This window comes from Methylomonas sp. 2F7 (assembly GCF_057126975.1).
The window spans coordinates 4,092,682-4,114,385 of sequence record NZ_CP195203.1 but is presented as its reverse complement, the minus strand read 5'-3'; the positions used below and the strand labels follow the sequence as shown (position 1 = coordinate 4,114,385).

20 protein-coding genes and 1 riboswitch are annotated in these 21,704 nt (G+C 51.3%); of the genes, 11 read left to right on the top strand and 9 right to left on the bottom strand.

Going from position 1 to position 21,704, the window contains the following annotated elements; all coding sequences use genetic code 11:
- Positions 1 to 329: 329 nt before the first annotated feature.
- The gene (locus ACR64Q_RS18485) at positions 330 to 668 is read left to right on the top strand and encodes a hypothetical protein (protein WP_313732653.1); all 339 of its coding nucleotides are present in this window, start codon (positions 330 to 332) and stop codon (positions 666 to 668) included.
- Positions 669 to 739: 71 nt separating this feature from the next.
- A complete protein-coding gene (locus ACR64Q_RS18480; protein WP_313732652.1) occupies positions 740 to 2,932 on the top strand; it encodes an EAL domain-containing protein in 2,193 nt (730 codons plus the stop codon).
- A 13-nt stretch (positions 2,933 to 2,945) separates the two neighbouring features.
- Here the strand turns inward: ACR64Q_RS18480 and ACR64Q_RS18475 are convergent, their stop codons facing one another.
- Positions 2,946 to 4,283, bottom strand: a complete 1,338-nt coding sequence (locus ACR64Q_RS18475; protein ID WP_313732651.1) for a L,D-transpeptidase family protein — start codon at positions 4,281 to 4,283, stop codon at positions 2,946 to 2,948.
- A gap of 259 nt (positions 4,284 to 4,542) precedes the next feature.
- Between ACR64Q_RS18475 and apbC the strand changes: the two genes are divergently transcribed.
- Positions 4,543 to 5,634 carry an iron-sulfur cluster carrier protein ApbC gene (gene apbC, locus ACR64Q_RS18470; protein ID WP_026602349.1) on the top strand — a complete coding sequence of 364 codons (1,092 nt, stop codon included), beginning with the start codon at positions 4,543 to 4,545 and terminating at the stop codon, positions 5,632 to 5,634.
- Between the two features lie 43 nt (positions 5,635 to 5,677).
- Here the strand turns inward: apbC and proB are convergent, their stop codons facing one another.
- The 4 genes from proB to rplU form a co-directional block, all read right to left on the bottom strand.
- Positions 5,678 to 6,799 (bottom strand): glutamate 5-kinase, encoded by a 1,122-nt coding sequence (gene proB / locus ACR64Q_RS18465; RefSeq protein WP_026602348.1) that lies wholly within the window; start codon positions 6,797 to 6,799, stop codon positions 5,678 to 5,680.
- Positions 6,786 to 7,844, bottom strand: coding sequence for an Obg family GTPase CgtA (gene cgtA, locus ACR64Q_RS18460; RefSeq protein WP_313732650.1), 1,059 nt, complete (start codon positions 7,842 to 7,844; stop codon positions 6,786 to 6,788). The genes proB and cgtA overlap by 14 nt, the downstream gene beginning before the upstream one ends.
- A gap of 81 nt (positions 7,845 to 7,925) precedes the next feature.
- The gene (rpmA, locus tag ACR64Q_RS18455; protein ID WP_020484554.1) at positions 7,926 to 8,183 is read right to left on the bottom strand and encodes a 50S ribosomal protein L27; all 258 of its coding nucleotides are present in this window, start codon (positions 8,181 to 8,183) and stop codon (positions 7,926 to 7,928) included.
- A gap of 17 nt (positions 8,184 to 8,200) precedes the next feature.
- Positions 8,201 to 8,512 carry a 50S ribosomal protein L21 gene (gene rplU, locus ACR64Q_RS18450; RefSeq protein WP_020484555.1) on the bottom strand — a complete coding sequence of 104 codons (312 nt, stop codon included), beginning with the start codon at positions 8,510 to 8,512 and terminating at the stop codon, positions 8,201 to 8,203.
- A gap of 206 nt (positions 8,513 to 8,718) precedes the next feature.
- On the opposite strand from rplU, the gene ACR64Q_RS18445 reads away from it, so the two are divergent.
- The gene (locus ACR64Q_RS18445) at positions 8,719 to 9,723 is read left to right on the top strand and encodes a polyprenyl synthetase family protein (protein WP_026602345.1); all 1,005 of its coding nucleotides are present in this window, start codon (positions 8,719 to 8,721) and stop codon (positions 9,721 to 9,723) included.
- A 4-nt stretch (positions 9,724 to 9,727) separates the two neighbouring features.
- Here ACR64Q_RS18445 and ACR64Q_RS18440 read toward each other — a convergent pair whose 3' ends face one another.
- A complete protein-coding gene (locus ACR64Q_RS18440; RefSeq protein WP_313732649.1) occupies positions 9,728 to 10,132 on the bottom strand; it encodes a hypothetical protein in 405 nt (134 codons plus the stop codon).
- A gap of 198 nt (positions 10,133 to 10,330) precedes the next feature.
- Positions 10,331 to 10,438, top strand: a riboswitch (TPP riboswitch).
- Positions 10,439 to 10,470: 32 nt separating this feature from the next.
- Here ACR64Q_RS18440 and thiC point away from each other — a divergent pair.
- The 7 genes from thiC to yacG all read left to right on the top strand — a co-directional run bounded on the left by thiC (position 10,471) and on the right by yacG (position 18,003).
- On the top strand, positions 10,471 to 12,339 hold the full coding sequence (gene thiC, locus ACR64Q_RS18435) for a phosphomethylpyrimidine synthase ThiC (protein ID WP_064010718.1): 1,869 nt from the start codon (positions 10,471 to 10,473) through the stop codon (positions 12,337 to 12,339).
- A gap of 200 nt (positions 12,340 to 12,539) precedes the next feature.
- Entirely contained in the window at positions 12,540 to 14,255 is a 1,716-nt protein-coding gene (gene pilB, locus ACR64Q_RS18430; protein WP_313732648.1) for a type IV-A pilus assembly ATPase PilB, read from the top strand.
- Between the two features lie 2 nt (positions 14,256 to 14,257).
- A complete protein-coding gene (locus ACR64Q_RS18425) occupies positions 14,258 to 15,475 on the top strand; it encodes a type II secretion system F family protein (RefSeq protein ID WP_313732647.1) in 1,218 nt (405 codons plus the stop codon).
- A gap of 73 nt (positions 15,476 to 15,548) precedes the next feature.
- Positions 15,549 to 16,415: a prepilin peptidase gene (locus ACR64Q_RS18420; RefSeq protein WP_026602340.1), complete on the top strand. Its 867-nt coding sequence runs from the start codon at positions 15,549 to 15,551 to the stop codon at positions 16,413 to 16,415.
- Positions 16,416 to 16,418: 3 nt separating this feature from the next.
- The gene (gene coaE, locus ACR64Q_RS18415; protein WP_026602339.1) at positions 16,419 to 17,030 is read left to right on the top strand and encodes a dephospho-CoA kinase; all 612 of its coding nucleotides are present in this window, start codon (positions 16,419 to 16,421) and stop codon (positions 17,028 to 17,030) included.
- Positions 17,027 to 17,800 (top strand): cell division protein ZapD, encoded by a 774-nt coding sequence (gene zapD / locus ACR64Q_RS18410; protein ID WP_051427004.1) that lies wholly within the window; start codon positions 17,027 to 17,029, stop codon positions 17,798 to 17,800. The genes coaE and zapD overlap by 4 nt, the downstream gene beginning before the upstream one ends.
- A complete protein-coding gene (gene yacG / locus ACR64Q_RS18405) occupies positions 17,800 to 18,003 on the top strand; it encodes a DNA gyrase inhibitor YacG (RefSeq protein ID WP_020484564.1) in 204 nt (67 codons plus the stop codon). Before zapD ends, yacG begins: the two co-directional genes overlap by 1 nt.
- A 13-nt stretch (positions 18,004 to 18,016) precedes the next feature.
- Here yacG and ACR64Q_RS18400 read toward each other — a convergent pair whose 3' ends face one another.
- The 3 genes from ACR64Q_RS18400 to ACR64Q_RS18390 all read right to left on the bottom strand — a co-directional run bounded on the left by ACR64Q_RS18400 (position 18,017) and on the right by ACR64Q_RS18390 (position 21,661).
- Entirely contained in the window at positions 18,017 to 18,961 is a 945-nt protein-coding gene (locus ACR64Q_RS18400) for a Nudix family hydrolase (RefSeq protein ID WP_313732646.1), read from the bottom strand.
- A gap of 13 nt (positions 18,962 to 18,974) precedes the next feature.
- Positions 18,975 to 20,189 carry a bifunctional glutamate N-acetyltransferase/amino-acid acetyltransferase ArgJ gene (gene argJ, locus ACR64Q_RS18395; RefSeq protein ID WP_313732645.1) on the bottom strand — a complete coding sequence of 405 codons (1,215 nt, stop codon included), beginning with the start codon at positions 20,187 to 20,189 and terminating at the stop codon, positions 18,975 to 18,977.
- A 425-nt stretch (positions 20,190 to 20,614) separates the two neighbouring features.
- The gene (locus tag ACR64Q_RS18390) at positions 20,615 to 21,661 is read right to left on the bottom strand and encodes a hypothetical protein (protein ID WP_313732644.1); all 1,047 of its coding nucleotides are present in this window, start codon (positions 21,659 to 21,661) and stop codon (positions 20,615 to 20,617) included.
- Between the last annotated feature and the right edge of the window lie 43 nt (positions 21,662 to 21,704).

Here is a 21,704-nt window from a genome sequence, read left to right as displayed (position 1 = left end):
TGACCGGATAATCTCCCCTTTCATCGATTGTCCGGATAGCGTTTACCGGCTTGCTTAGTTGACAGCTGTCGTCTAATTAGGCAAGCCGGCAAACGCAATGCAAATTCCCTCTTTCCGAGTGCTTTCTTTAGCCGCTGCGGATGAATAGTCGCTAAAGCGCATGATTTTAGCGGTAACTTTTAAGTCCTTCCTTTCTTCATTTCCATAGCATGCGGCCGAGCGGCAAGCGAAGTCTCTGAGCTAGCGTAGGCTGTTACTGAAATAATTCTCAAAACTGAAAATCTGCTAAATTAACCTTTTAATTTGTCAGACAATTCGATCATTCGACCATGTACAAAGCCAGCCAAAATCAAATTCATATTTCTGCCAACTTGGGCGAATACGCTATTCCGCCGTTAAAAGATATGTTGGTATTAGGCAAGGAGTCGCCGATTGGCTGTATTGCCATGCGCCGGGCAATCGAATTATTGGTAAAAGCACCGTTTGAGCATATTGAGTTCGATGACGATGTGATCAGCGATATTTTGGTGAGACAAAGCTTGCTAAAACGCATCAGCAAAGGCGCGTTGATCGACTTTGTGTTGAATCAGATAAAGCCGTTGATGAGTGTCGATGAAATATTGCATGCGGAGATGGATATTTCCGTTCAACTAAATACCAAGTTATGAAACAACTGGCGGTTGGCGATTGTTTATGGCCGCATGTTTCTCGGGTCAAGGAGGAGGATCGTCCATATAGCGTGGCATGCGATATTGTTTTTGCCGTGTTTCGAGATGCTCCGGCGGAAGAGTTTTGCGGTTTGGCCACCGATCACGATATATCAAAACATCCCAATTGGATTTTTGCCGATTTGGTGGAGCATCGGCCGATGCTTAGTGTCGCTCCCAAGCTTGGCGTCCGCAAAGCCCTATGTCTGATGGATGAAAATCAGCTGGGAGCCTTGGCTGTGCTCAACAAAGGTCAATTCGTCGGCGTGGTTACCCGGCAAAGTATTTTGGAAGCTCTACTAAACCGCGAACGGCAATTACTGAAAGAGACTATGCGCCTTAAGATTGCGGCGGAAACCAACCACGAGCAAACTGTAGTGTGGGTTGAACGTTTGGCGGCATTGAACGATGCTGCGCGCAGTTTATTGGGAGTGTTGGCGCACACGTCAATCGAAACCGAGTTATTACAGGCCGGCATCGATGCGCTTTGTAATTTGTTGGATGCCCGTTATGGTGCTATTGGGATAGTTGACAACGGCGGCGCGTTGACGGAGTTTATTTATGCCGGTATCAGCGACGAACAGGCTCAGCAAATCGGGCATTTACCGGAGGGCAGGGGCTTGTTGGGGGTCGTGATTGAGGAAAATGTCTCGTTGCGGCTTGAGGATATGGGCAAGGACCCGCGCAGCGCCGGTTTTCCGCAGCATCATCCGCAGATGAAATCCTTATTGGCGGTGCCTATTTCCCATCAAGGCCGGGTGTATGGGCGTATCTATCTCAGCGATAAATACAGTGGTGAGCTGTTTACCAAGAACGATGAAGAGTTGGCGTTGAGTTTTGCGCATTCATTGTCGCTGGTAATCGATAACGCCCGGGAAATTGAGGAAGTGAAACGTGCACGGCAACGCCTGGATTACATTGCCCATTTCGATGCGCTTACCGAGTTGCCGAACCGAACTTTGTTAACCGATAGAGCCTTGCAGTTCATTACGCAAGCGCAGCGCAAGAATGACATTATCGCGTTCCTATTTCTCGATCTGGATAACTTCAAGGCGATCAACGATACCTTTGGACATGCCGTGGGTGACGAATTGCTCAGAGCTGTTGCCAAGCGAATTTCGGATTGTTTGAGGGAAGGCGATACGCCCTCCAGAATGGGCGGCGATGAGTTTATTATCATGCTGCCCAATATTGCAGATAGTCTGGACGCCGCCAAAGTGGCCATCAAAATATTACATGCCTTGAACGAGCCTTTGCAGGTTCAACAGCATCAAATCTATTCCCGGGCCAGTATCGGTATCAGTATTTATCCGGATAATTCGCTTTCGTTTGACGAATTGCTGGCACAGGCCGACTCTGCTTTGTATCACGCCAAAAAGCTGGGCAAAAATAATTATCAATTTTTTACCCCGGAAATGAACAGCGCCGCTCAGCATTATCTGAAGCTGGAGCATCATTTGCGCCAGGCCCTGGAGTTGGAGGAACTGGTGTTGCATTATCAGCCGCAGGTGAAAATCGACAACGGTTGCATCATCGGTATGGAGGCCTTGATCCGGTGGCACAATCAAGCCTTGGGTATCGTCATGCCGGATCAATTCATCGGCTTGGCGGAAGAGACCGGGCTGATCGTCCCGATAGGAGCTTGGGTATTGCGGACTGCCTGCAAACAAGCGCGGGCCTGGCAGTTGGCCGGTATGCCGATTCGAATTGCGGTCAATTTGTCCGGGCGGCAGTTTCATCGTTTCCAAGATCAGCGTCAGCTGCTGGATGTAGTGTTGGATGTGCTGAAAGAAACCGAACTTTCGCCGGAGTTGTTGGAGTTAGAGATTACCGAAAGCATCTTGATGCATAAGCTGGATACGACGCTGGACACGCTGAATCAGATCAAGCAGCTGGGAGTGCGGATTTCGGTGGATGATTTCGGTACCGGTTATTCTTCGCTCAGTTATTTGAAGCGTTTTCCGCTCGACACCTTAAAAATCGATAAATCGTTCGTGAAGGATATTTGCACCGACGCCAACGATAGAGCGATTGTGTCGGCTATTTCGGCAATGGCGGGCCAACTGAAACTGGAGTTAGTAGCGGAAGGCGTCGAAGATCAGAGTCAGTTGGATTTTTTGGGTGGACAGCAGTGCAATTACGGACAAGGGTATTTTTTCAGCAAACCCGTGCCGGCCGAGCAGGCGTCGGCCTTGTTGCGGCAGTCCTTGCTGGGCCGGCAATAAGTCCTGGCCGCACTTAGTTTCTTGCAGCCTGTTTCGGATCGATGGCTTTAACGTCCATATCGAAATTCTGCTTGATGCGTTGCGCTACGGTTTTGGCTTCTTTCTTATTCTTAAACGGTCCGGCTACGACTTGGAAACCACCATCCTTGGCAATTTTTCGGGCAGGAATCGGCGGTCCTTGGTGATTGAGCATGGCTGCCAGCTTTTGGGCGTCGGTCTCATTTTCGAAGCTGGCGGCCAGAATCGACCAGTCGCTGTCGCTCAATTCGTTGATGACCGGTTGGCCGTAGAATTGCTCAGGATGGGCAAGTTGCACCGCATCGGCTGATAATTCGGGTAGATCGGCACTGCCGGGTAGTACTGGAGTGGGGACGCCGTCGGCACGTTGCAAGATGCGCTCGACTTTGCTCCAATCAACCGTTGTTTGCTTTTCGGATGCTAGCTGTTGCAATTTTTTTCGAATATCTTTTTGCAGCTGTTTTTGTTGTTTTTCCCATTTGTCTAATGGGCGGTGGGCTTCCAGATAAAGCATGTCATCTTGCCAGGTTGCCATGTACGGCTGGTGGACGATACGAACCGGGGTGCCGACTTCTACTTTGTTGAATAGGACTTCTATGTCTTCGGGGTATAGCTGTACGCAGCCATGACTGACTTGTAAGCCGATTCCGTAAGGCTTGTTGGTGCCATGGATCAGATAGCCGCTGAAACCCAAAGGCATGGCATAACTGCCCAAGGGGTTGTCCGGGCCGGAACGTATCACTTTCGGCAGCGGGTCACCCAATGCCTGGTGTTCGCGGTGAATGGATTCCGGCACCGTCCAGTCCGGATTGGCCTTTTTTGCGACAATTTGGGTTTGTCCTAACGGCGTGTTCCAGCCTTGGCGGCCGATGCCCACCGGATACGTCAGTACGGTATTGGCTTGATTTTTGGGGTAATAGAACATGCGCATATTGGCCAGATTCAGCACGATACCTTTGCGTGGGGCGTCGGGGAGCACGAAACGCAAAGGCAGCAACACGGTTTGCTCGGCGGGCAAGGTCCATGGATCGAGATGGGCATTGGCGATGGTAATGTCGTTGTAACCCAAACCGTAATGGCGGCCGATGTCGGACAGCGTATCGTTTTCGCGGCTGCTGATACTGGCAAGCGTACCGACCATGCCTTGGTCACTGCTCAGGTTAAATTCATGACTGGCTATATTGTCCGGTTTGGAGTTCCAGACGATGTGTTCCGGCTGGTTGTCGGAAAATAACGGTATGCTTTGACAGCCGCTAAGCAGGGCGCTGACTACTGCTACAACGAAGACTAGCGGTATTGGTGAAACAGTACGGTTTTGAATGACTGCTGACATGTTTATGATAGGCGCGGATAGTGACGGAGCTGGACGTTTGAAGTTAAGCGATCCAAATTAAAATCAGATTAAGGCGGCATTAAGTCTTAATTAAGAATTAACTGTTAAGGCTAATTGTTAAGTCGTTACGATAAATCATTATTCTGCAAGAGAAAACTATTTTTTAACAATGGCGCGGATTTAATGGCTTCCTGTTAAGGTGTTATCATATTCGCACTATTTTACTTGGTTATTATTTCCCTTTACTTCGGAGTTCCGCATGGCGAGCATTGACAAAACGGCTGTCGAAAATTTACTCAAACACTTTATCGATCCGAATGTAGAAACCGACTTGGTTTCGGCAAAATCCGTTAAAAAAATCAGTGTGGATGGCAATGATGTCAGCGTCGTTATCGAGTTGGGTTATCCGGCTAAAAGCTATCTTGAAGAATTGAAGGCGGCGGTAATACAGCGTCTGCAAACTTTGCCGGACGTCGGCAAACTGGATGTGTCGGTTAGTTTCAATATCGTTTCGCATTCCGTACAAAAGGCATTAAAACCCCTGCCGAACGTGAAAAATATTATTGCGGTGGCTTCAGGCAAGGGTGGGGTGGGTAAGTCCACCACTTCCGTGAATCTGGCTCTGGCGTTGGCAGCGGAAGGTGCCAATGTCGGTATTCTGGATGCGGATATATACGGCCCCAGCATTCCGACCATGTTGGGCTTGTCCGGTAAGCCCGATAGCCCTGACGGCAAAAGTATGTTGCCGAAAATCTCGTTCGGCGTGCAGACTATTTCGATCGGTTATTTGATCGACCCTGACCAACCGATGATCTGGCGTGGCCCCATGGTTACTGGTGCTTTGCAGCAATTACTGAATCAAACCCAATGGCACGATGTGGATTACTTGATCATCGATTTGCCGCCCGGCACGGGTGATATTCAGCTGACGCTGGCGCAACAGATTCCGGTGAGTGGTGCGGTGATTGTTACCACGCCGCAAGATATTGCGCTAATCGATGCGCAACGCGGCTTGGGGATGTTCGAAAAGGTCAATGTGCCGATATTGGGGCTAGTGGAAAATATGAGTGTGCATATTTGCAGTAACTGCGGGCATGAAGAAGCGATTTTCGGCCAAGGCGGCGGCGTAGCGATGGCAATCAAGAATAAGCTGGATTTGTTGGGCTCTTTACCGCTGGATATTCACATCCGCGAGTATGCCGATAGCGGCAGGCCTACAGTGGTGGCCGATCCGGATGGTCGGCCGGCGCAAATCTACAAAGCGATTGCACGGAAGATGGCAGCCAAGTTGGCGATGCGGGCGCGGGATTATAGCGGCCGGTTTCCAAATATTGTTATTCAGAATACCTGAGATTGATGACAGGCGACTTGGCTAGTAGCTAAGTCGTCCGGCCTCAGACTAACACTAAATTATCGCGATGGATAAGTTCGTCTTCGTCGGCGTAGCCCAGCAAAATTTCGAATTCGCTGCTGGGTTTGCCGGCAATTTTATTGGCGTCGTCCGCGCCGTAATTAATTAAGCCGCGGGCGATTTCGTTGCCCTGTAAATCCAGGCAAGACACTAAATCACCACGTTTAAAGGAGCCTTGCACGGCCTTTACGCCGACTGCCAGCAGGCTTTTGCCGGCGTCTTTCAGGATTTTTACCGCGCCGTCGTCCAATACCACGCTGCCTTTCAACTGCAATTGCCCGGCCAGCCATTGTTTGCGAGCCACCAGCGGTGCAATGTTTGGTATTAAATAAGTACCTAAGTCATTGCCGTCGAATACCGCGTGGATGACGTTGTCAATTTTGCCCGATACAATCACTGTCGCTGCTCCGGAGCGCGCGGCCAGCCTGGCGGCACGGACTTTTGTGTACATGCCGCCGCGTCCCAGGCCGCTGATGCTGCCGCCGGCTACTTCGTCGAGCAGGCTTTCGTTGACGCTGATACTGGAAATCAGCTTGGCATTGGGATTCAGGCTGGGATTGGCGTCGAATAAACCGGTTTGGTCGGTAAGAATGATCAACAAATCGGCTTCTACCAAGTTGGCAACCAAGGCGCCCAAGGTATCGTTGTCGCCGAAGCGGATTTCTTCGGTAGCGACTGCGTCGTTTTCGTTAATAACCGGTATTACACCGAAATCGAGTAAGGTCAGCAAAGTGCTGCGGGCGTTAAGGTAGCGTTGGCGGTCGGAGAGGTCGTCATGGGTCAGCAGTACTTGCGCGGCCAGCACGTCGTGTAGCTGGAACTCATCTTCAAAGCGTCTGACCAAGCCCATTTGTCCTACAGAGGCTGCTGCCTGTAATTCATGCAAGGTCTTAGGTCGGGTTTTTAGCTTTAAGCGGGACATGCCTTCCGCGACGGAGCCGGAAGATACCAGCACCACATCGACACCCTGGCGTTTGAGGGCGGCCATTTGTGCGACCCAGCCGGCAATGGCTTGTTTGTTAAGGCCGCGTCCGCCGTCAGTCAGCAACGAGCTGCCAATTTTGACGACAACTCGCTGGGCTTGGGAAAACTCAGAACGGCTCATGACGCGGCTCCTCTGCCTGCAGATCCCGCTCGGCCTTTTGTTGGTCGAGGAAGTCCATGATGGCGTATATCAGTGCCTGTGTGCCTTGACTTTTTAACGCGGAAATCAGGAATACCGGGCCAGTCCAGGCGAGGTCGTCGACGATGGCTTGGCAATGTTGCTCAACTTCGTCGTCGGGCACATTGTCGATCTTATTCAATACTAGCCAGCGTGGCTTGCTGGACAGATCGTCGCTCCATTTCTCCACTTCGTGGATGATTTTACGGGCTGCGCTAACTGGCGTTTCGTCGCTTTCGTAGGGGGCGATGTCGACGATATGCAGCAACAGGCCAGTTCTGGATAGATGTTTTAGAAACTGTAAGCCAAGGCCTGCACCTTCTGCGGCGCCTTCAATGACACCGGGGATGTCTGCGATGACAAAGCTGCGTAAATCGTCTACACGCACGACGCCCAAATTGGGGTGTAAGGTTGTGAACGGGTAGTCCGCGACTTTGGGGCGTGCTGAAGAGACGGTGCGGATTAGGCTGGACTTGCCGGCATTGGGCATACCGAGCAAGCCAACATCGGCGATAACCATTAATTCCAGGCGCAACATCCGGTGTTCGCCGGCCGAACCTTTACTGGTTTGTTGCGGGGCGCGATTGACGCTGCTTTTGAAGCGCGTGTTGCCGAGGCCGTGGAAGCCTCCTTTGGCGACTAACAGTTGCTGACCGGGTTTGGTAAGATCGCCGATTTTTTCGCCGGTATCTGCTTCGTAAACGATGGTGCCGGGTGGGACCGGGACGAAACAGTCGTCGCCTTTCTTGCCGGTGCAGTCGCGACTGCCGCCGTTCTGTCCGCGTTGGGCGCGATGTGTCGAGTGATAGCGAAAATCCACCAGCGTGTTGACGTTTTCGGTAGCGACCAGATAAACGCTGCCACCGTCACCGCCATCACCACCGTCTGGGCCGCCCAAGGGGATATATTTTTCACGGCGAAATGAGGCCTTGCCATTGCCGCCGTCGCCTGCTTCTACGCGGATTTCCGCTTCGTCAACAAATCTCATAATCTACCGGTATAAACAAAAAAGCCCCGCTGAAAACGAGGCTTTTCTTTTCAGTTGTGCCAATCAGCACAGCCAAGAAATTTACGCTGCTGCAATGCTGACGTATTTGCGGTTTTTAGGACCTTTTTCTTCAAAAACCACTTTGCCGTCGACTGTTGCAAACAAGGTGTGGTCTTTGCCGATTCCGACGTTGGTGCCGGGGTGAAACTGGGTGCCACGTTGACGAACCAGAATGTTGCCGGCTTTAACAACTTGACCGCCGAAACGTTTGACACCGAGGCGCTGTGCCTGTGAGTCGCGGCCGTTACGAGTACTACCGCCTGCCTTCTTATGAGCCATTTTCTATCCTCGTTATATTAAGCAGAAATGCCAGTAATCTGGATTTCTGTGTAGTATTGACGATGCCCCATTTGTTTCATGTGGTGCTTACGTCTTCTGAATTTAATGATTCTGACTTTTTTGTGTCTGCCCTGGGAAACCACAGTTGCAGTCACTTTGCCGCCTTCGACAAATGGCTGACCTACTTTTATGGAGTCGCCTGATTGGACCATCAGCACTTTGTCGAACTCTACGCTGTCGCCTGCGCCCAACTCAAGTTTTTCTATTTTTAAGGTAGTACCCTCTGCGACCCGATACTGTTTACCACCTGTTTGAATTACCGCATACATCAGCGTAAGCTCCATCAAGCATAATCTGTTAATAGTGAACAGAGGATTATATTTTTTATTTAAGCCACAGTCAAACTAAAATTCCAGGAGAAACCTGCTGTCCAGCAGGTGTATGCGGGAAGTACTATTGACACTACTCGGTATTCTTCATAGCATGACCGGTTATTCACGTTATACGCTACCGAGCGACAAGTTCACAACATCACATGATAGCTAAAGTTTCAACGCCAGCGTCAGTCACTATAGACTTCGATTCCATCAAAAATTTAACCAGTGCGGAAACTCAAGCCGTCGACCAGTTGATTTTAGAGGAACTGAGTTCCGATGTTGTGCTGATTAATCAAATTGGACATTACATTATCGGTAATGGCGGAAAGAGATTGCGACCGATGCTGTTGCTGTTGGCGGCAAAAGCCTTGGGCAAGGTTGATGATCACCATCTGATCTTAGCGGCGGTGATCGAATTCATCCATACTGCAACCTTATTGCACGACGATGTGGTCGACGAATCGGCTCTGCGGCGCGGCAAAGAGTCGGCCAATGCGGTATGGGGTAACGCCGCAAGCGTGCTGGTAGGCGACTATTTGTACTCCAGTGCCTTCGAAATGATGGTCCGCACCGATAATATGCGGGTGATGGCGATTATGTCCAAAACCACCACCGCAATTGCCGAGGGTGAGGTATTGCAATTATTGAATTGCAATAATCCGGAGACCAGCGAAGCCAGGTATTTAGAAGTTATCGCCCGCAAAACCGCCATTTTGTTCAGTACGGCCACCCGCTTGGCGGCAGTCGTATCAGCGACGGACCCAGCTACGGAAGAAGCGTTGGCGGTTTATGGTCAGCAATTGGGTGTGGCGTTTCAGTTGATAGACGATGCCTTGGATTACAAGGCCACCAGCGAAGAGCTGGGTAAAAACTTGGGCGATGACTTGGCTGAAGGTAAGCCGACCCTGCCATTAATTTATGCCATCCAGCACGGCAACGAGCAGCAAGCCAAAATTGTGGTTGATGCGATTCGGCAAGGCTCGCGTGATGCGTTTAACGAGGTCTACGAAGTCGTCAAAGCCACTAACGCCATCGAGTATACCGAGCGATGCGCGGACAGGGCAGCAGAGCAGGCGATTGCAGCATTGCAATGTTTGCCTGATTCAGAATACAAGCAGGCCCTTGAAGAGCTGGCGCGCTTCTCTGTGCAACGCAGTCACTGACGGTTTATAGCTTATCCTGCATAGCAGTTAATTGCTGGATTGACGACAGTAGCGGCGAATACAGTTTTTCGATTTTATCGAGCAACTGTTGAAAAAATTCACCTACTTCGTCCGATTCTTGATCAGCATGAACTGCAAACAGCCGTTGTTCCAGTGTGCTGATCGGATCACTATCAATCAGCTCATCCAATATCTCGAGTATTTCCGATTCTGCCAAAGTGGCGTTGAATTCTGCTTTTTTTAAGCCGGCTAATTGTTGGTTCAATGCCTCGATGTTTGTTTTTAGGCTTAGCGCCAGTTCATGTGTGTCTGCAAGCAAGGTTAAATCGCTGGTCAATCGTGCTAAATGATTTGCTGAGTCCTGTATGTCGTTTAGTAGGCGTTTGCTTTGTTTTTTTAGGGATGCCATGTTTTCTCCTGGTTTTTTCTGTACGTTGATTGCTGTGGCTGCATAGGTTCTGGCTTAGAGGTGAATCCTTATGATAGCAAGAGTGTTGGGAGTGATTGATCGGCTTATAAAACCCATTGTTTTATAAGCTTTTTGCGCCTTGGGAGCTTGGCGCTGCGCTTGCAATTGGCTCGATTATCATTTAACTTAACCAGTCACCTGAAAGGCTAGGGGTGCTTTCCGTTGTATGCAAGCCCGGAAAGCTGAGAAAAACCCTTCGAACCTGAACCGGTTAACACCGGCGTAGGAAAGCCCTATCTTCCCTGCGCTTGCGATTTATTGAGATTTTGGAGATAAGCATGAGCGCTGTCCGCAATGAGATTACTACCGATACCGGTAGTAGCGTAAGAATCGATTCCTACCCCGCTTCCGAGAAAATTTATATCCAGGGCAGTCGCGCGGATATTCAAGTGCCGATGCGTAAAATCAGCATGTCGGATACGCCGGCCCACTTCGGCGCGGAAAAAAATCCGCCGATTTTTGTGTACGATACTTCCGGTGTTTACACCGACCCGAATGTGGATGTTAACTTGCATAAGGGTTTGGGTTCGATTCGCGGTAACTGGATTGCAGAACGAGGCGACACAGAATTATTGAGCGGTCCGACCTCCAAGTATGGTCACGAGCGCTTGCACGATCCTAAAACCGCGCATTTGCGTTTCGAACTGACGCGCAATCCACGCCGTGCCAAATCAGGGCATAACGTTTCGCAGATGCATTATGCCCGTAAAGGCATTATTACTCCCGAGATGGAATACATCGCCATCCGCGAGAACCAAAATCTCGAAGCGATGCGTGACCGTTATCAAGGTCAGCATCCCGGTTTTTCTTACGGCGCCAATATTCAGTCGTTTATCACGCCGGAATTTGTTCGCTCCGAAGTTGCCCGTGGTCGCGCGATTATCCCTGCCAACATCAACCATCCCGAGTTGGAACCGATGATTATAGGCCGCAACTTCCTGGTGAAGATCAACGGTAATCTGGGTAACTCTGCCGTGACTTCTTCCATCGAAGAAGAAGTGGAGAAAATGCTGTGGGGTATTCGTTGGGGCGCCGATACCATTATGGATTTGTCCACCGGTAAGAACATCCACGAAACTCGCGAATGGATTTTACGTAATTCACCTGTGCCTATTGGCACCGTGCCGATTTACCAAGCGCTGGAAAAAGTCGACGGCAAAGCTGAAGAATTGACTTGGGAAATTTTCCGCGACACATTGATCGAACAAGCCGAGCAAGGTGTGGATTACTTTACTATTCACGCTGGCGTGCGCTTGCACCACGTGCCATTAACCGCCAAACGCCTGACCGGCATAGTCTCGCGCGGCGGTTCCATAATGGCCAAATGGTGTCTGGCTCACCATACCGAAAGTTTCCTCTATACCAACTTCGAGGAAATCTGCGAAATCATGAAAGCCTACGATGTATCGTTCTCGCTTGGCGACGGTTTGCGTCCGGGCTCGATTTACGATGCTAACGATGCAGCGCAATTTGGCGAATTAGAGACTTTGGGTGAGTTGACTCAAGTAGCTTGGAAACACGACGTACAAACCATGATCGAAGGCCCCGGCCATGTGCCGCTGCAAATGATCAAGGTTAACATGGACAAGCAATTGGAAGATTGTTTCGAAGCGCCGTTCTACACCCTGGGACCTTTGACCACGGACATTGCGCCCGGTTACGACCATATCACTTCGGCGATTGGCGCTGCCAACATCGGCTGGTATGGCTGCGCGATGCTCTGCTACGTGACCCAAAAAGAACACTTGGGCCTGCCGAACAAGCAAGACGTGCGCGAAGGGATCGTGACTTACAAAATCGCCGCGCATGCTGCGGATTTGGCGAAAGGCCATCCCGGCGCGCAGATTCGCGACAACGCGATGTCCAAGGCCCGCTTTGAGTTTCGTTGGGAAGATCAATTCAACATCGCGCTGGATCCCGAAAAAGCCCGCTCATTTCACGATGAGACCTTACCGAAAGACTCAGCCAAGGTCGCGCATTTCTGCTCGATGTGCGGTCCGCATTTCTGCTCGATGAAAATTACTCAGGATGTACGTAACTATGCCGAGCAAAAAGGTCTGGAAGAAGCGGAAGCCTTGAAAATTGGTATGGAAGAAAAATCCAAGCAGTTCCTGGAAGAAGGCGCTGCGATTTATCACGAAATCTGATTCTCGCCTCATTCGTCAGTGGTGCGGTTCTCCGCATCGCTGACGGCTTCAAGTGTTCGCCTGCTTCAAACGATTGCCCGGCGGCATCACGATACAACCGTGTTAAAGTCTTAAGCATGGCTTGATGAGTTTGGATAAAATCCTTACTTCATCTATAGTTGCAGCACATAGTTGCAGTAAAACCAATCCAGACTTTTTTCATGGCGACAGCACCTTCTAACATCCATTTCAGCGGCTTGGTCAAATGCCTGATTCAGAAAGGTTTGTTGACCGAGGAATCGGCGGCGACCTGCCTGCAGGAGGCGCAGAAGCGCAAACAAGCGTTTATAAGCTATTTGGTGGAACATAAATACGCGGACAGCAAAACCGTGGCCACGCTGGCTTCGGCGGAGTTTGGTGTTCCGTTTTTCGATCTGGACGCGATAGACCCGTCATTTCTGCCAATCAAGCTGGTCAGCGAGAAATTGATTCGCCAGCATCACGCCTTACCTTTATTCAAGCGCGGCAATCGCTTGTTTGTCGCAACCGCCGATCCGACCAATTTTCAGGCGCTGGATGAGATCAAGTTCCATACCCGGCACAATACCGAAAACATTCTGGTCGAAGAAGACAAGCTGATCCGAATGATAGACACGGCGCTGGAAGCTGCCGATACGTCGATGAAGGATCTGTTGGACGACGATCTGGACAATATCGATATTTCCGCAGGAGACGAAGCTAAACCCGCCGACGAGGGGATGGGCTCGGATATTGACGACGCGCCTATCGTTCGCTTTGTGAATAAGATTTTGCTGGATTCAATCAAGCGCGGGGTGTCGGATATCCACATGGAGCCCTTCGAGAAAAAATTCCGCATCCGCTTTCGTGCCGACGGTATTTTATCGGAGGTAGCCAGTCCGCCAGTGGGGATTGCTAACCGGATTATTTCCAGGCTGAAAGTCATGTCCAGAATGGACATCGCCGAACGCCGAGTGCCGCAAGACGGCCGGATCAAGATGCAGATTTCCAAGAATCGGGCGATCGATTTTCGGGTTAACACCTGTCCGACGTTGTTCGGTGAAAAAGTGGTGCTGCGGATACTCGATCCAACCAGTGCGCAGATCGGTATCGAGAAGCTCGGTTTCGAGCCGGAACAGCAAAAAAACTTTTTGGAGGCGATTCACAAGCCTTACGGCATGGTGTTGGTCACCGGGCCGACCGGTAGCGGTAAAACTGTATCGCTGTATACCGGGCTGAATATTTTGAACAGCATTGAAACCAATATTTCCACTGCCGAAGATCCGGTAGAGATCACCGTGGAAGGTATCAACCAGGTCAATGTCAATCCAAAAGCCGGCCTGACCTTTGCCGAGGCGCTACGGGCGTTTTTGCGGCAAGACCCGGACATCATTATGGTCGGCGAGATTCGCGACTTGGAAACCGCCAGCATCGCGGTCAAGGCTGCGCAAACCGGTCATATGGTGTTATCTACGCTACACACCAATGATGCGCCGCAAACTATCAACCGTCTGGTGCAGATGGGTATAGAGCCCTTCAATATCGTTTCCGCGGTGGTTTTGATTATGGCGCAGCGGCTGGCCCGGCGCTTGTGCGAGCATTGCAAGCAAGAAGTCGATTACCCTGAAAGTGCCTTGCTGTCGGCCGGGTTTAAGCAGGAAGAAATCGGTACGTTCAAAGTCTACGGCCCGGTGGGTTGTGAACATTGCAATAACGGTTACAAGGGCAGGGTGGGTATCTATCAGGTGATGCCTATTACTGAAAAAATGCGCGCTCTGATTTTGAACGGCGGCAACTCCATGCAAATGGCGGAATTGTCGAAAAGTGAAGGGATTAACGATTTAAGAATGTCCGGGCTGTTAAAAATCAAGCAAGGCATTACCTCGCTGCAAGAAATTGACCGGGTCACCAAGGAATAAAAATGGCAAAGCAAGAAGAGCAAATCGAGTTCAATTGGGACGGTTTCGATAGGCAAAACAAGAAAACCAAAGGCACCATCAGCGCCAAGAGCGAGGTGATTGCCCGCGCCGAATTAAGGCGGATGGGCATCCGGGTAGTCGGTATCAAAGCCAAGTCCAAGCCTTTGTTCGGCGCCAGAGTGCAGAAAATTACGCCCGGCGACATCGCGGTGTTCGCCAGACAGTTGGCGACGATGCTGGCCGCAGGTGTGCCCTTGGTGCAATCTTTCGACATCATTGGCAAGGGGCACGACAATGCCAGCATGTCGGAGTTGTTGCTATCGATAAAGGCCGATGTTGAAGGCGGCGATACCCTGGCGCAGGCCCTGAACCGCAAGCCGCTCTATTTCGACGCCTTGTTCTGCAATCTGGTTGAGGCCGGCGAACATGCCGGGGTATTGGAAACCTTGTTGGACAAGATTGCCACGTACAAGGAAAAAACCGAATCGATCAAAAAGAAAGTTAAAAAAGCCTTGACCTACCCGATTGCGGTATTGGTCGTAGCGTTTATCGTGACCGCGATTTTGCTGATTTTTGTGGTGCCGGTATTCGAGGATTTGTTTAAAGGTTTCGGTGCCGATTTGCCGGCCTTTACCCAATTCGTTATTGAGCTGTCGGCCTGGGTACAGGAATGGTGGTGGGCAGTGGTCGGCGTTATCGCCATTACTGCGTACGTGTTCAATTATTTTAAAAAGCGTTCCAAAGCGTTTAACCACTTTCTGGATAAGACCCTGCTGAAGATTCCGGTGGTGGGTATGATTCTGGAAAAATCGGCCATCGCTCGTTTCGCAAGAACGCTGTCCACCATGTCGGCGGCTGGCGTGCCCTTGGTCGAAGCCCTGGTTTCGGTAGCCGGTGCCTGCGGCAATATTTTATTCTACGAAGCGGTGATGAAGGTACGAGACGACGTATCCACTGGTCAACAATTGAAGTTTGCCTTGGAGACGACCGGTATGTTTCCGAATATGGTGGTGCAGATGGTGGCCATCGGAGAGGAGTCCGGCTCCATTGATGCTATGCTGGATAAAGTTGCGGATTTTTACGAAGAAGAAGTCGATAACCTGGTCGATAACTTGAGCAGTTTGATGGAGCCCATCATCATGGTGATCTTGGGTATCCTGGTCGGCGGTTTGATCGTCGCGATGTATCTGCCGATCTTCAAGCTGGGCGCGGCTATTTAGTTTTGCTACTCCCCGGCGCTCGTTATCGTTGCGCCGAGCGCCGGGGCCGAATTACAGACATCCTCTCTTCCTCATGGTTTTTGCCACTCTACAACAATATCCGCTTTTTCTGATCGGCGTCGTTTGCGTACTGGGCCTGTTGGTCGGCAGTTTTCTAAACGTGGTGATCTACCGTTTGCCGGTGATGATGCAGGCAAGTTGGCGCCGAGAATGCCACGAATACTTGCAACTGCCGCAGGCCGAAGCAACCGAAGTGTTCAACCTGATGTTGCCGGCCTCCCATTGCCCGTCTTGCAAGACCGAGATCAAAGCCTATCAGAATATTCCGGTCATCAGTTATCTGTTGTTGGGTGGTAAATGCGGTCATTGCGGCGTCAAAATCGCTATCCGTTACCCGCTTATCGAATCTTTTACCGGTTTGTGTTCTGCGGTCGTAGCCTGGCATTTCGGATACGGCTGGGCTTTGGCGTTTGCATTGCCTTTGACTTGGTGTTTGATTGCATTGAGTTTTATCGACATCGATCAGCAATTGTTACCGGATTCGATCACGCTGCCGATGCTGTGGCTGGGTCTATTGTTAAGCCTGTTTGATATTTATACTAATAGCCACGACGCGATTATCGGTGCGATGGCAGGTTATTTGAGCCTGTGGAGCGTTTATCAGCTGTTCAAATTACTGACCGGCAAGGAAGGTATGGGCTATGGCGATTTCAAACTATTGGCGCTGTTCGGGGCTTGGCTGGGTTGGCAATATCTGCCGCTGATTATTCTTCTGTCATCTTTGGTGGGCGCAGTCATCGGCATTGCGATGATCGTGTTCGGCAAGCGCGATGCCGGTAAGCCAATTCCGTTTGGGCCTTATCTGGCCATGGCTGGTTGGCTGGCGATGCTATTCGGACCGGAGCTGAATGCCTTATATTTGCATATTGCCGGCCTGTAGGCGATGCTGAAGATAGGTCTGACGGGCGGCATAGGCAGCGGCAAATCCACGGTCTGTCGTTTGTTTGCTGAGTTTGATGTCCCCATTGTCGATGCCGACCTGATTGCCAGGCAGCTGGTAGAGCCAGGGCAGCCGGCCTTATCGCTGATCGTTACGTGTTTTGGATCGCAGATGATCAACCAGGACGGTAGCTTGAATCGGGCTAGGCTGCGCGACGCGGTATTTGCCGATGCGGATAAAAAACGTGCATTGGATGGCATCATGCATCCCTTGGTTTACGCGCAAATCGCGGCGGATGTAAATGCTCTGACGGCTGACTATTGCATTATTGCCGTGCCGCTGCTGTTGGAGTCGAAAAATCCTTATGCCGTGGATAGGGTTTTATTAATTGATTGCCCGGTGGATCTGCAAATAGCACGAGTTACTGCACGCGATAAACTCACACGCCAACAAGTGCAAGCCATCATCGACAGCCAGATGTCGCGGCAAGAACGATTAAGCAAAGCGGACGACGTCATCGAGAATATCGCCGGCCCGGAGCAACTTGCAGAACAGGTTAAAAGACTGCACAATTCCTACACTTTATTAGCCACCGTCAGGACACAATCGGCTTGAATACACAAACTATCTACGAATTCCCTCTTAATGAACGAATTCGGGTGTTTATGCGCTTGGAGCAACTCTTTCAACAGCTCAGTCATTTCATGTTGGGCGCTTCGGTTTTCGATAAACGCGCCGCCATCTCGGTTTTACTCGACATCCTGATGATCTTCAGCCGCAGCGACTTGAAGTCCGAGCTGATCAAGGAGCTGGATAGGCACACCAAAGTACTGAATCAGCTGGCGCATAACCATGGCGTCGACGACGAAAAATTGCAGGAGATTCTCGCCGAGCTGAATCAGGCCAGTCGCAATTTGTATAGCGCCAACGGTAAAATCGGCATCAGCGTGATGGAAAGCGATTTGTTTCAAAGTATTTCGCAGCGCAACTCCATACCCGGAGGCAGCTGTTCTTTCGATTTGCCGGCCTTTCATTACTGGCTGGAGCAACACGAAGCCGAGCAGCAAAAAGACCTGGAACGCTGGACTCAGCCGTTCGTGGATATTCGGGTAGCCATCGATTTGATCCTGGGTTTTATTCGGCAAAGCAGCGTGCCGACGCAGGAACTTGCCAAGGCCGGATTTTTCCAATTGGCGCTGGACAATAAAAATCATCCGGTGCAATTGCTACGCGTGGGGTTGGCCGCCGATATGCCTTGTTTTGCGGAAATCAGCGGCGGCAAGCATCGGTTCAGCATTCGTTTTATGAACCCGTCGGTCGATGAAAACCGGCCCAGCCAGACGCTTGACGATATCGAATTTTCCTTGACCCGCTGCATGTTCTGATGACTGCGAATACCCCGACTATGGTGGCGTGCCCTACTTGTCGCAAGCCGGTAGCCTGGATAGCTGCCGAAACATTCAAACCGTTCTGTTCCGAACGTTGCAAACTGATCGATTTAGGCGATTGGGCTACCGAAGCCCACAAGATCCCTGGTCCGCCACTGCTTGACGAAGACGACGAAAATTCGGAATTCGACTCCTACTAACTGTTCTTTCAGACTAATCTGCCGTTAAAAATGCGCTGATGCCGGCTACGCCTTGTGCGCCGGCGGCAAGCGCTCGATCCAAGTCGTGCCTGCCTAAACCACCCAAAGCAAACACCGGTAAATTGATGTGCTCAAGCAATTCGGCCAAGGCCTGCCAGCCTAGTGGCGGGGTGCCGGGATGAGATGCGGTTGCTTGGATAGGTGCTAAAACTGCAAAGTCCAAGCCCAGTGTTTCTGCGCGTCTTAGTTCATCAAGGTTATGACAAGACGCTGCCACCCAGCGGTAGCCGTTTGGTCGTTCATGGCAGGCTAGTAAGGCGCGGCTGCTCAGGTGCAGGCCTGGCGTGTTGGTGGTATCGATAGGCAAATCGGCGTTGACCAGCAAACTAACCTGCTGCTGACGGCAAAGCTGAGAAACCTGTTCGAAGACAGTTTGCAAATCGGCAATCGGCAAAGATTTGGCGCGAAATTGCAGCAGTTTTATGTCGTTGGCCAAAATTCGTTGGCAATTGTCTAACGCTTCTGTAGCGCTACGGCCTTCTAATATCGCGTAATAGCACGGCAATTGTGCGGCGGAGATGATCGGTAAGTTGGCGGCCGGGAAGCTGAAATCCCTTAGTTGCTCGGCAGCAATCCAGCGCATTGCCTGGCCTTCGCAGCCTCTAGCCTGGCCGGCAAAAGCCGATACATTCCAGACATCCAGCAACACATGTCTGTCGCCGTAATCGTGGTTGATTTTGATAAGCGGTGCTGCGCTTTGTACCTGAATGCCGACTTCTTCCGCCAGTTCGCGCGCTAGTGCCTGTTGTACCGGTTCACCGGCTTCCAACTTGCCGCCCGGAAATTCCCACAAGCCGCCTTGATGTGCATGCTTGGCGCGTTGGGTGATCAAAATCCTGCCGTCGCCATCACGGATCACCCCGACCGCGACGTGCAGGCGCTGCTTATTAGTTGACATGCTTTTCTAGCGCTTAGGTGCGGTATTCAGCGTTGATTTTTACGTAGTCGTAGGAAAAGTCGCAGGTCAGCACTTCCTCACTGCTCGAGCCGCGCCCCAGCCGCACAGTGACGACGATTTCCTCCTGATTCATCACCCGCTGGCCGTCTTGCTCGGTGTACGAGCGAGCTCTGCCGCCGTTTTCGACGATGCATACCGTGCCCAGATAAATTTCGATTTTATCCAGGTCCATGTTTTCGACGCCGGCCCGGCCGACTGCCGCCAAAATCCGGCCCCAGTTGGGATCGCTGGCAAAAAACGCGGTTTTCACCAGAGGTGAGTGGGCAATGGTTTTGGCGACTTGCACAGCCTCGGCACTGTCGCGCGCTTGTTCGACGACGATGCGCATCAGCTTGGTAGCGCCTTCGCCGTCGCGAATAATCAGTTCCGCCAGGCGTTTGCAAACAGTCATAACTGCCTCGGCGAAGGCCGCATATTCCGGGCTGTCTGGCAGAATTTCCGGAGCTGTGCTACTGGCGCTGGCTAATAGTACGCAAGCATCGTTAGTCGAGGTATCACCGTCTACGGTAATGCGATTAAAGGATTTTTCCGCCGCTGCACTCAGACATTGTTGTAACAGAGACTGCTCGACACTGGCATCGGTGGCGACAAAACCCAGCATGGTGGCCATATTGGGTTGAATCATGCCGGCGCCTTTGGAAATGCCGGTTATCGTCACTGGGTGGCCGGCTATATCGATAACGATCGACGCGCCCTTAGGGAAGGTGTCGGTGGTCATGATCGCGCGCGCGGCTTGGTCCCAATGCACTTCAGCCAAGTTCGCGACGGCGGAGGGCAACGCCGCCGAGAGTTTTTCCACTGGCAAGGGTTCGCCGATTACACCGGTAGAGAAAGGTAAAACCTGTTGCGCCAAGGCCTCAACTTCACCGGCCAGATTGGCGCAGCAGGCAAAGGCGTCTTGCAGACCTTGCTTACCGGTACCGGCATTGGCGTTGCCGGAATTGACCAACAACCAGCGCGGGTTTTGCGATAAATGGGCTTTGGCGATATGTACCGGCGCCGCGCAAAAGGCATTTTGGGTAAATACCGCCGCGCAACTGCCGCCATCAGCCATTTCGATGACTAAAATATCGTCGCGGACGGTTTGTTTGATGCCGGCATTGCAGGTGCCGAGTTTGATGCCGTTTACGGCATGCATGGTGGGGAAGTTGATTTGTCCTACTGCCATAGTTGTAACCTGTCAATTTGCGTCGCTATCGCGACCAGTATTTTAATGTCGGGTCTCGGCCCGACAGCCGAGATACTTTCTTTTGCATCGCCAAAAGAAAGTATCCAAAGAAAAGGCGACCCGGACGCCGCTTTAATCCTGCGCTTCTCGCTTTTGAACGGGGTTGCCGAAAGGGGCTTCCTGCCCCTTCGGCAACGTGCGGCATCCATGCCGCACCCCTGCGGGCTGATCCGTTCAAAAGCTCCGGTGCTCGGCGCGGCATACGGGAGGACAACCATCCCGGGTTTGGCAAGTAATACTTACCCCCCAAAGCCTTTTATTTAACCCTCGTAGGGTGCATTAGCGATAGCGTAATGCACCGAATAATCGAAGGCCAACATGCGGCGCAATACGGCTTTGCCTATTGACGCCCTACGGATTGCACCTTACCGCGTTGCGTGCTCACAATCTGCACCGTGTGGACTATCATTTGAGCCGGGTCGGCGTAGACGGCACATGTCCGCATGGAGTGCAGAAAAATCTTCGCTCTGCCCAAGCGCATATTGCACAAAAGCAACAATCGCTTTTCCTTCTCTATCTGCCATTTCTTCTGCTGTCTCACCATTTTGCCCGTATCGCCAGACCATCCATAGAGCTCCAAGATCGCCATCGATTCGGATAACTGCACTATGAAATTCATCGTCGTCTCCGCCGTACACCATAGCTTCACAGACCATTACTGCCTCGCGCGGTTTTTGTGGCAAAGGTAGGCGTGGTTTACCATCGTCGCGGCAATTAATCGCGCCACGAGTATTTCCGACCTGCAAACGGCGCAGATCTACTAACTGGAATCGACCGGCGGGAAGCGCCTGCTGGATGGCAGCCCAAGGATTGTCACACACAGACCGCGCCCATTCGCGGGTCAGCAGCGGACATAACGGTTTATGGTGAGTATCTACGTCATCCCATCCATATGTTTTCACAACCACCGAGAGACTATCAAGCTCCAATGGTTTATTTGGGTCAGTCGAATCATACAGAAACTGGCCTAAAGCTTCTTGAGCCCGTTCGCTGTCGCCCTTTCGGTTCAAAGAAAATGATAGCTTTTGGTGGGCGTAAGCATCTGAGGCAACGAATGGAAGAACCAGTGCTTGCTGCGCGACTGAGACGTGAATGTCAGTTGAAAGCAATTCCGTATCGATCGACGAATTATTATCCTGTCCGCATGAGGCGAGGATAACTGCAAAACTGGATAAGAGAAGTGCTCGGGTCATGTTGCCCAATAAGTTATTAAATGGTTTATATATCACCTCATTTTCGAAAGTGAACCGTTTCTTGTTGTCAGGATGGTTTTCCTCCCGTATGCCGCGCCGAGCACCGTAGCTTTTGGCGGGAATAGCCCGTAGGGGTGCGGCATGGATGCCGCACATCGACAGAGGGGCAGGAAGCCCCTTCTGTCGATCCCCGTCGAAAGCTTCGGCGCGCAGGATCAAAGCGGCGTCCGGGTCGCCTTTTCTTTGGATACTTTCTTTTGGC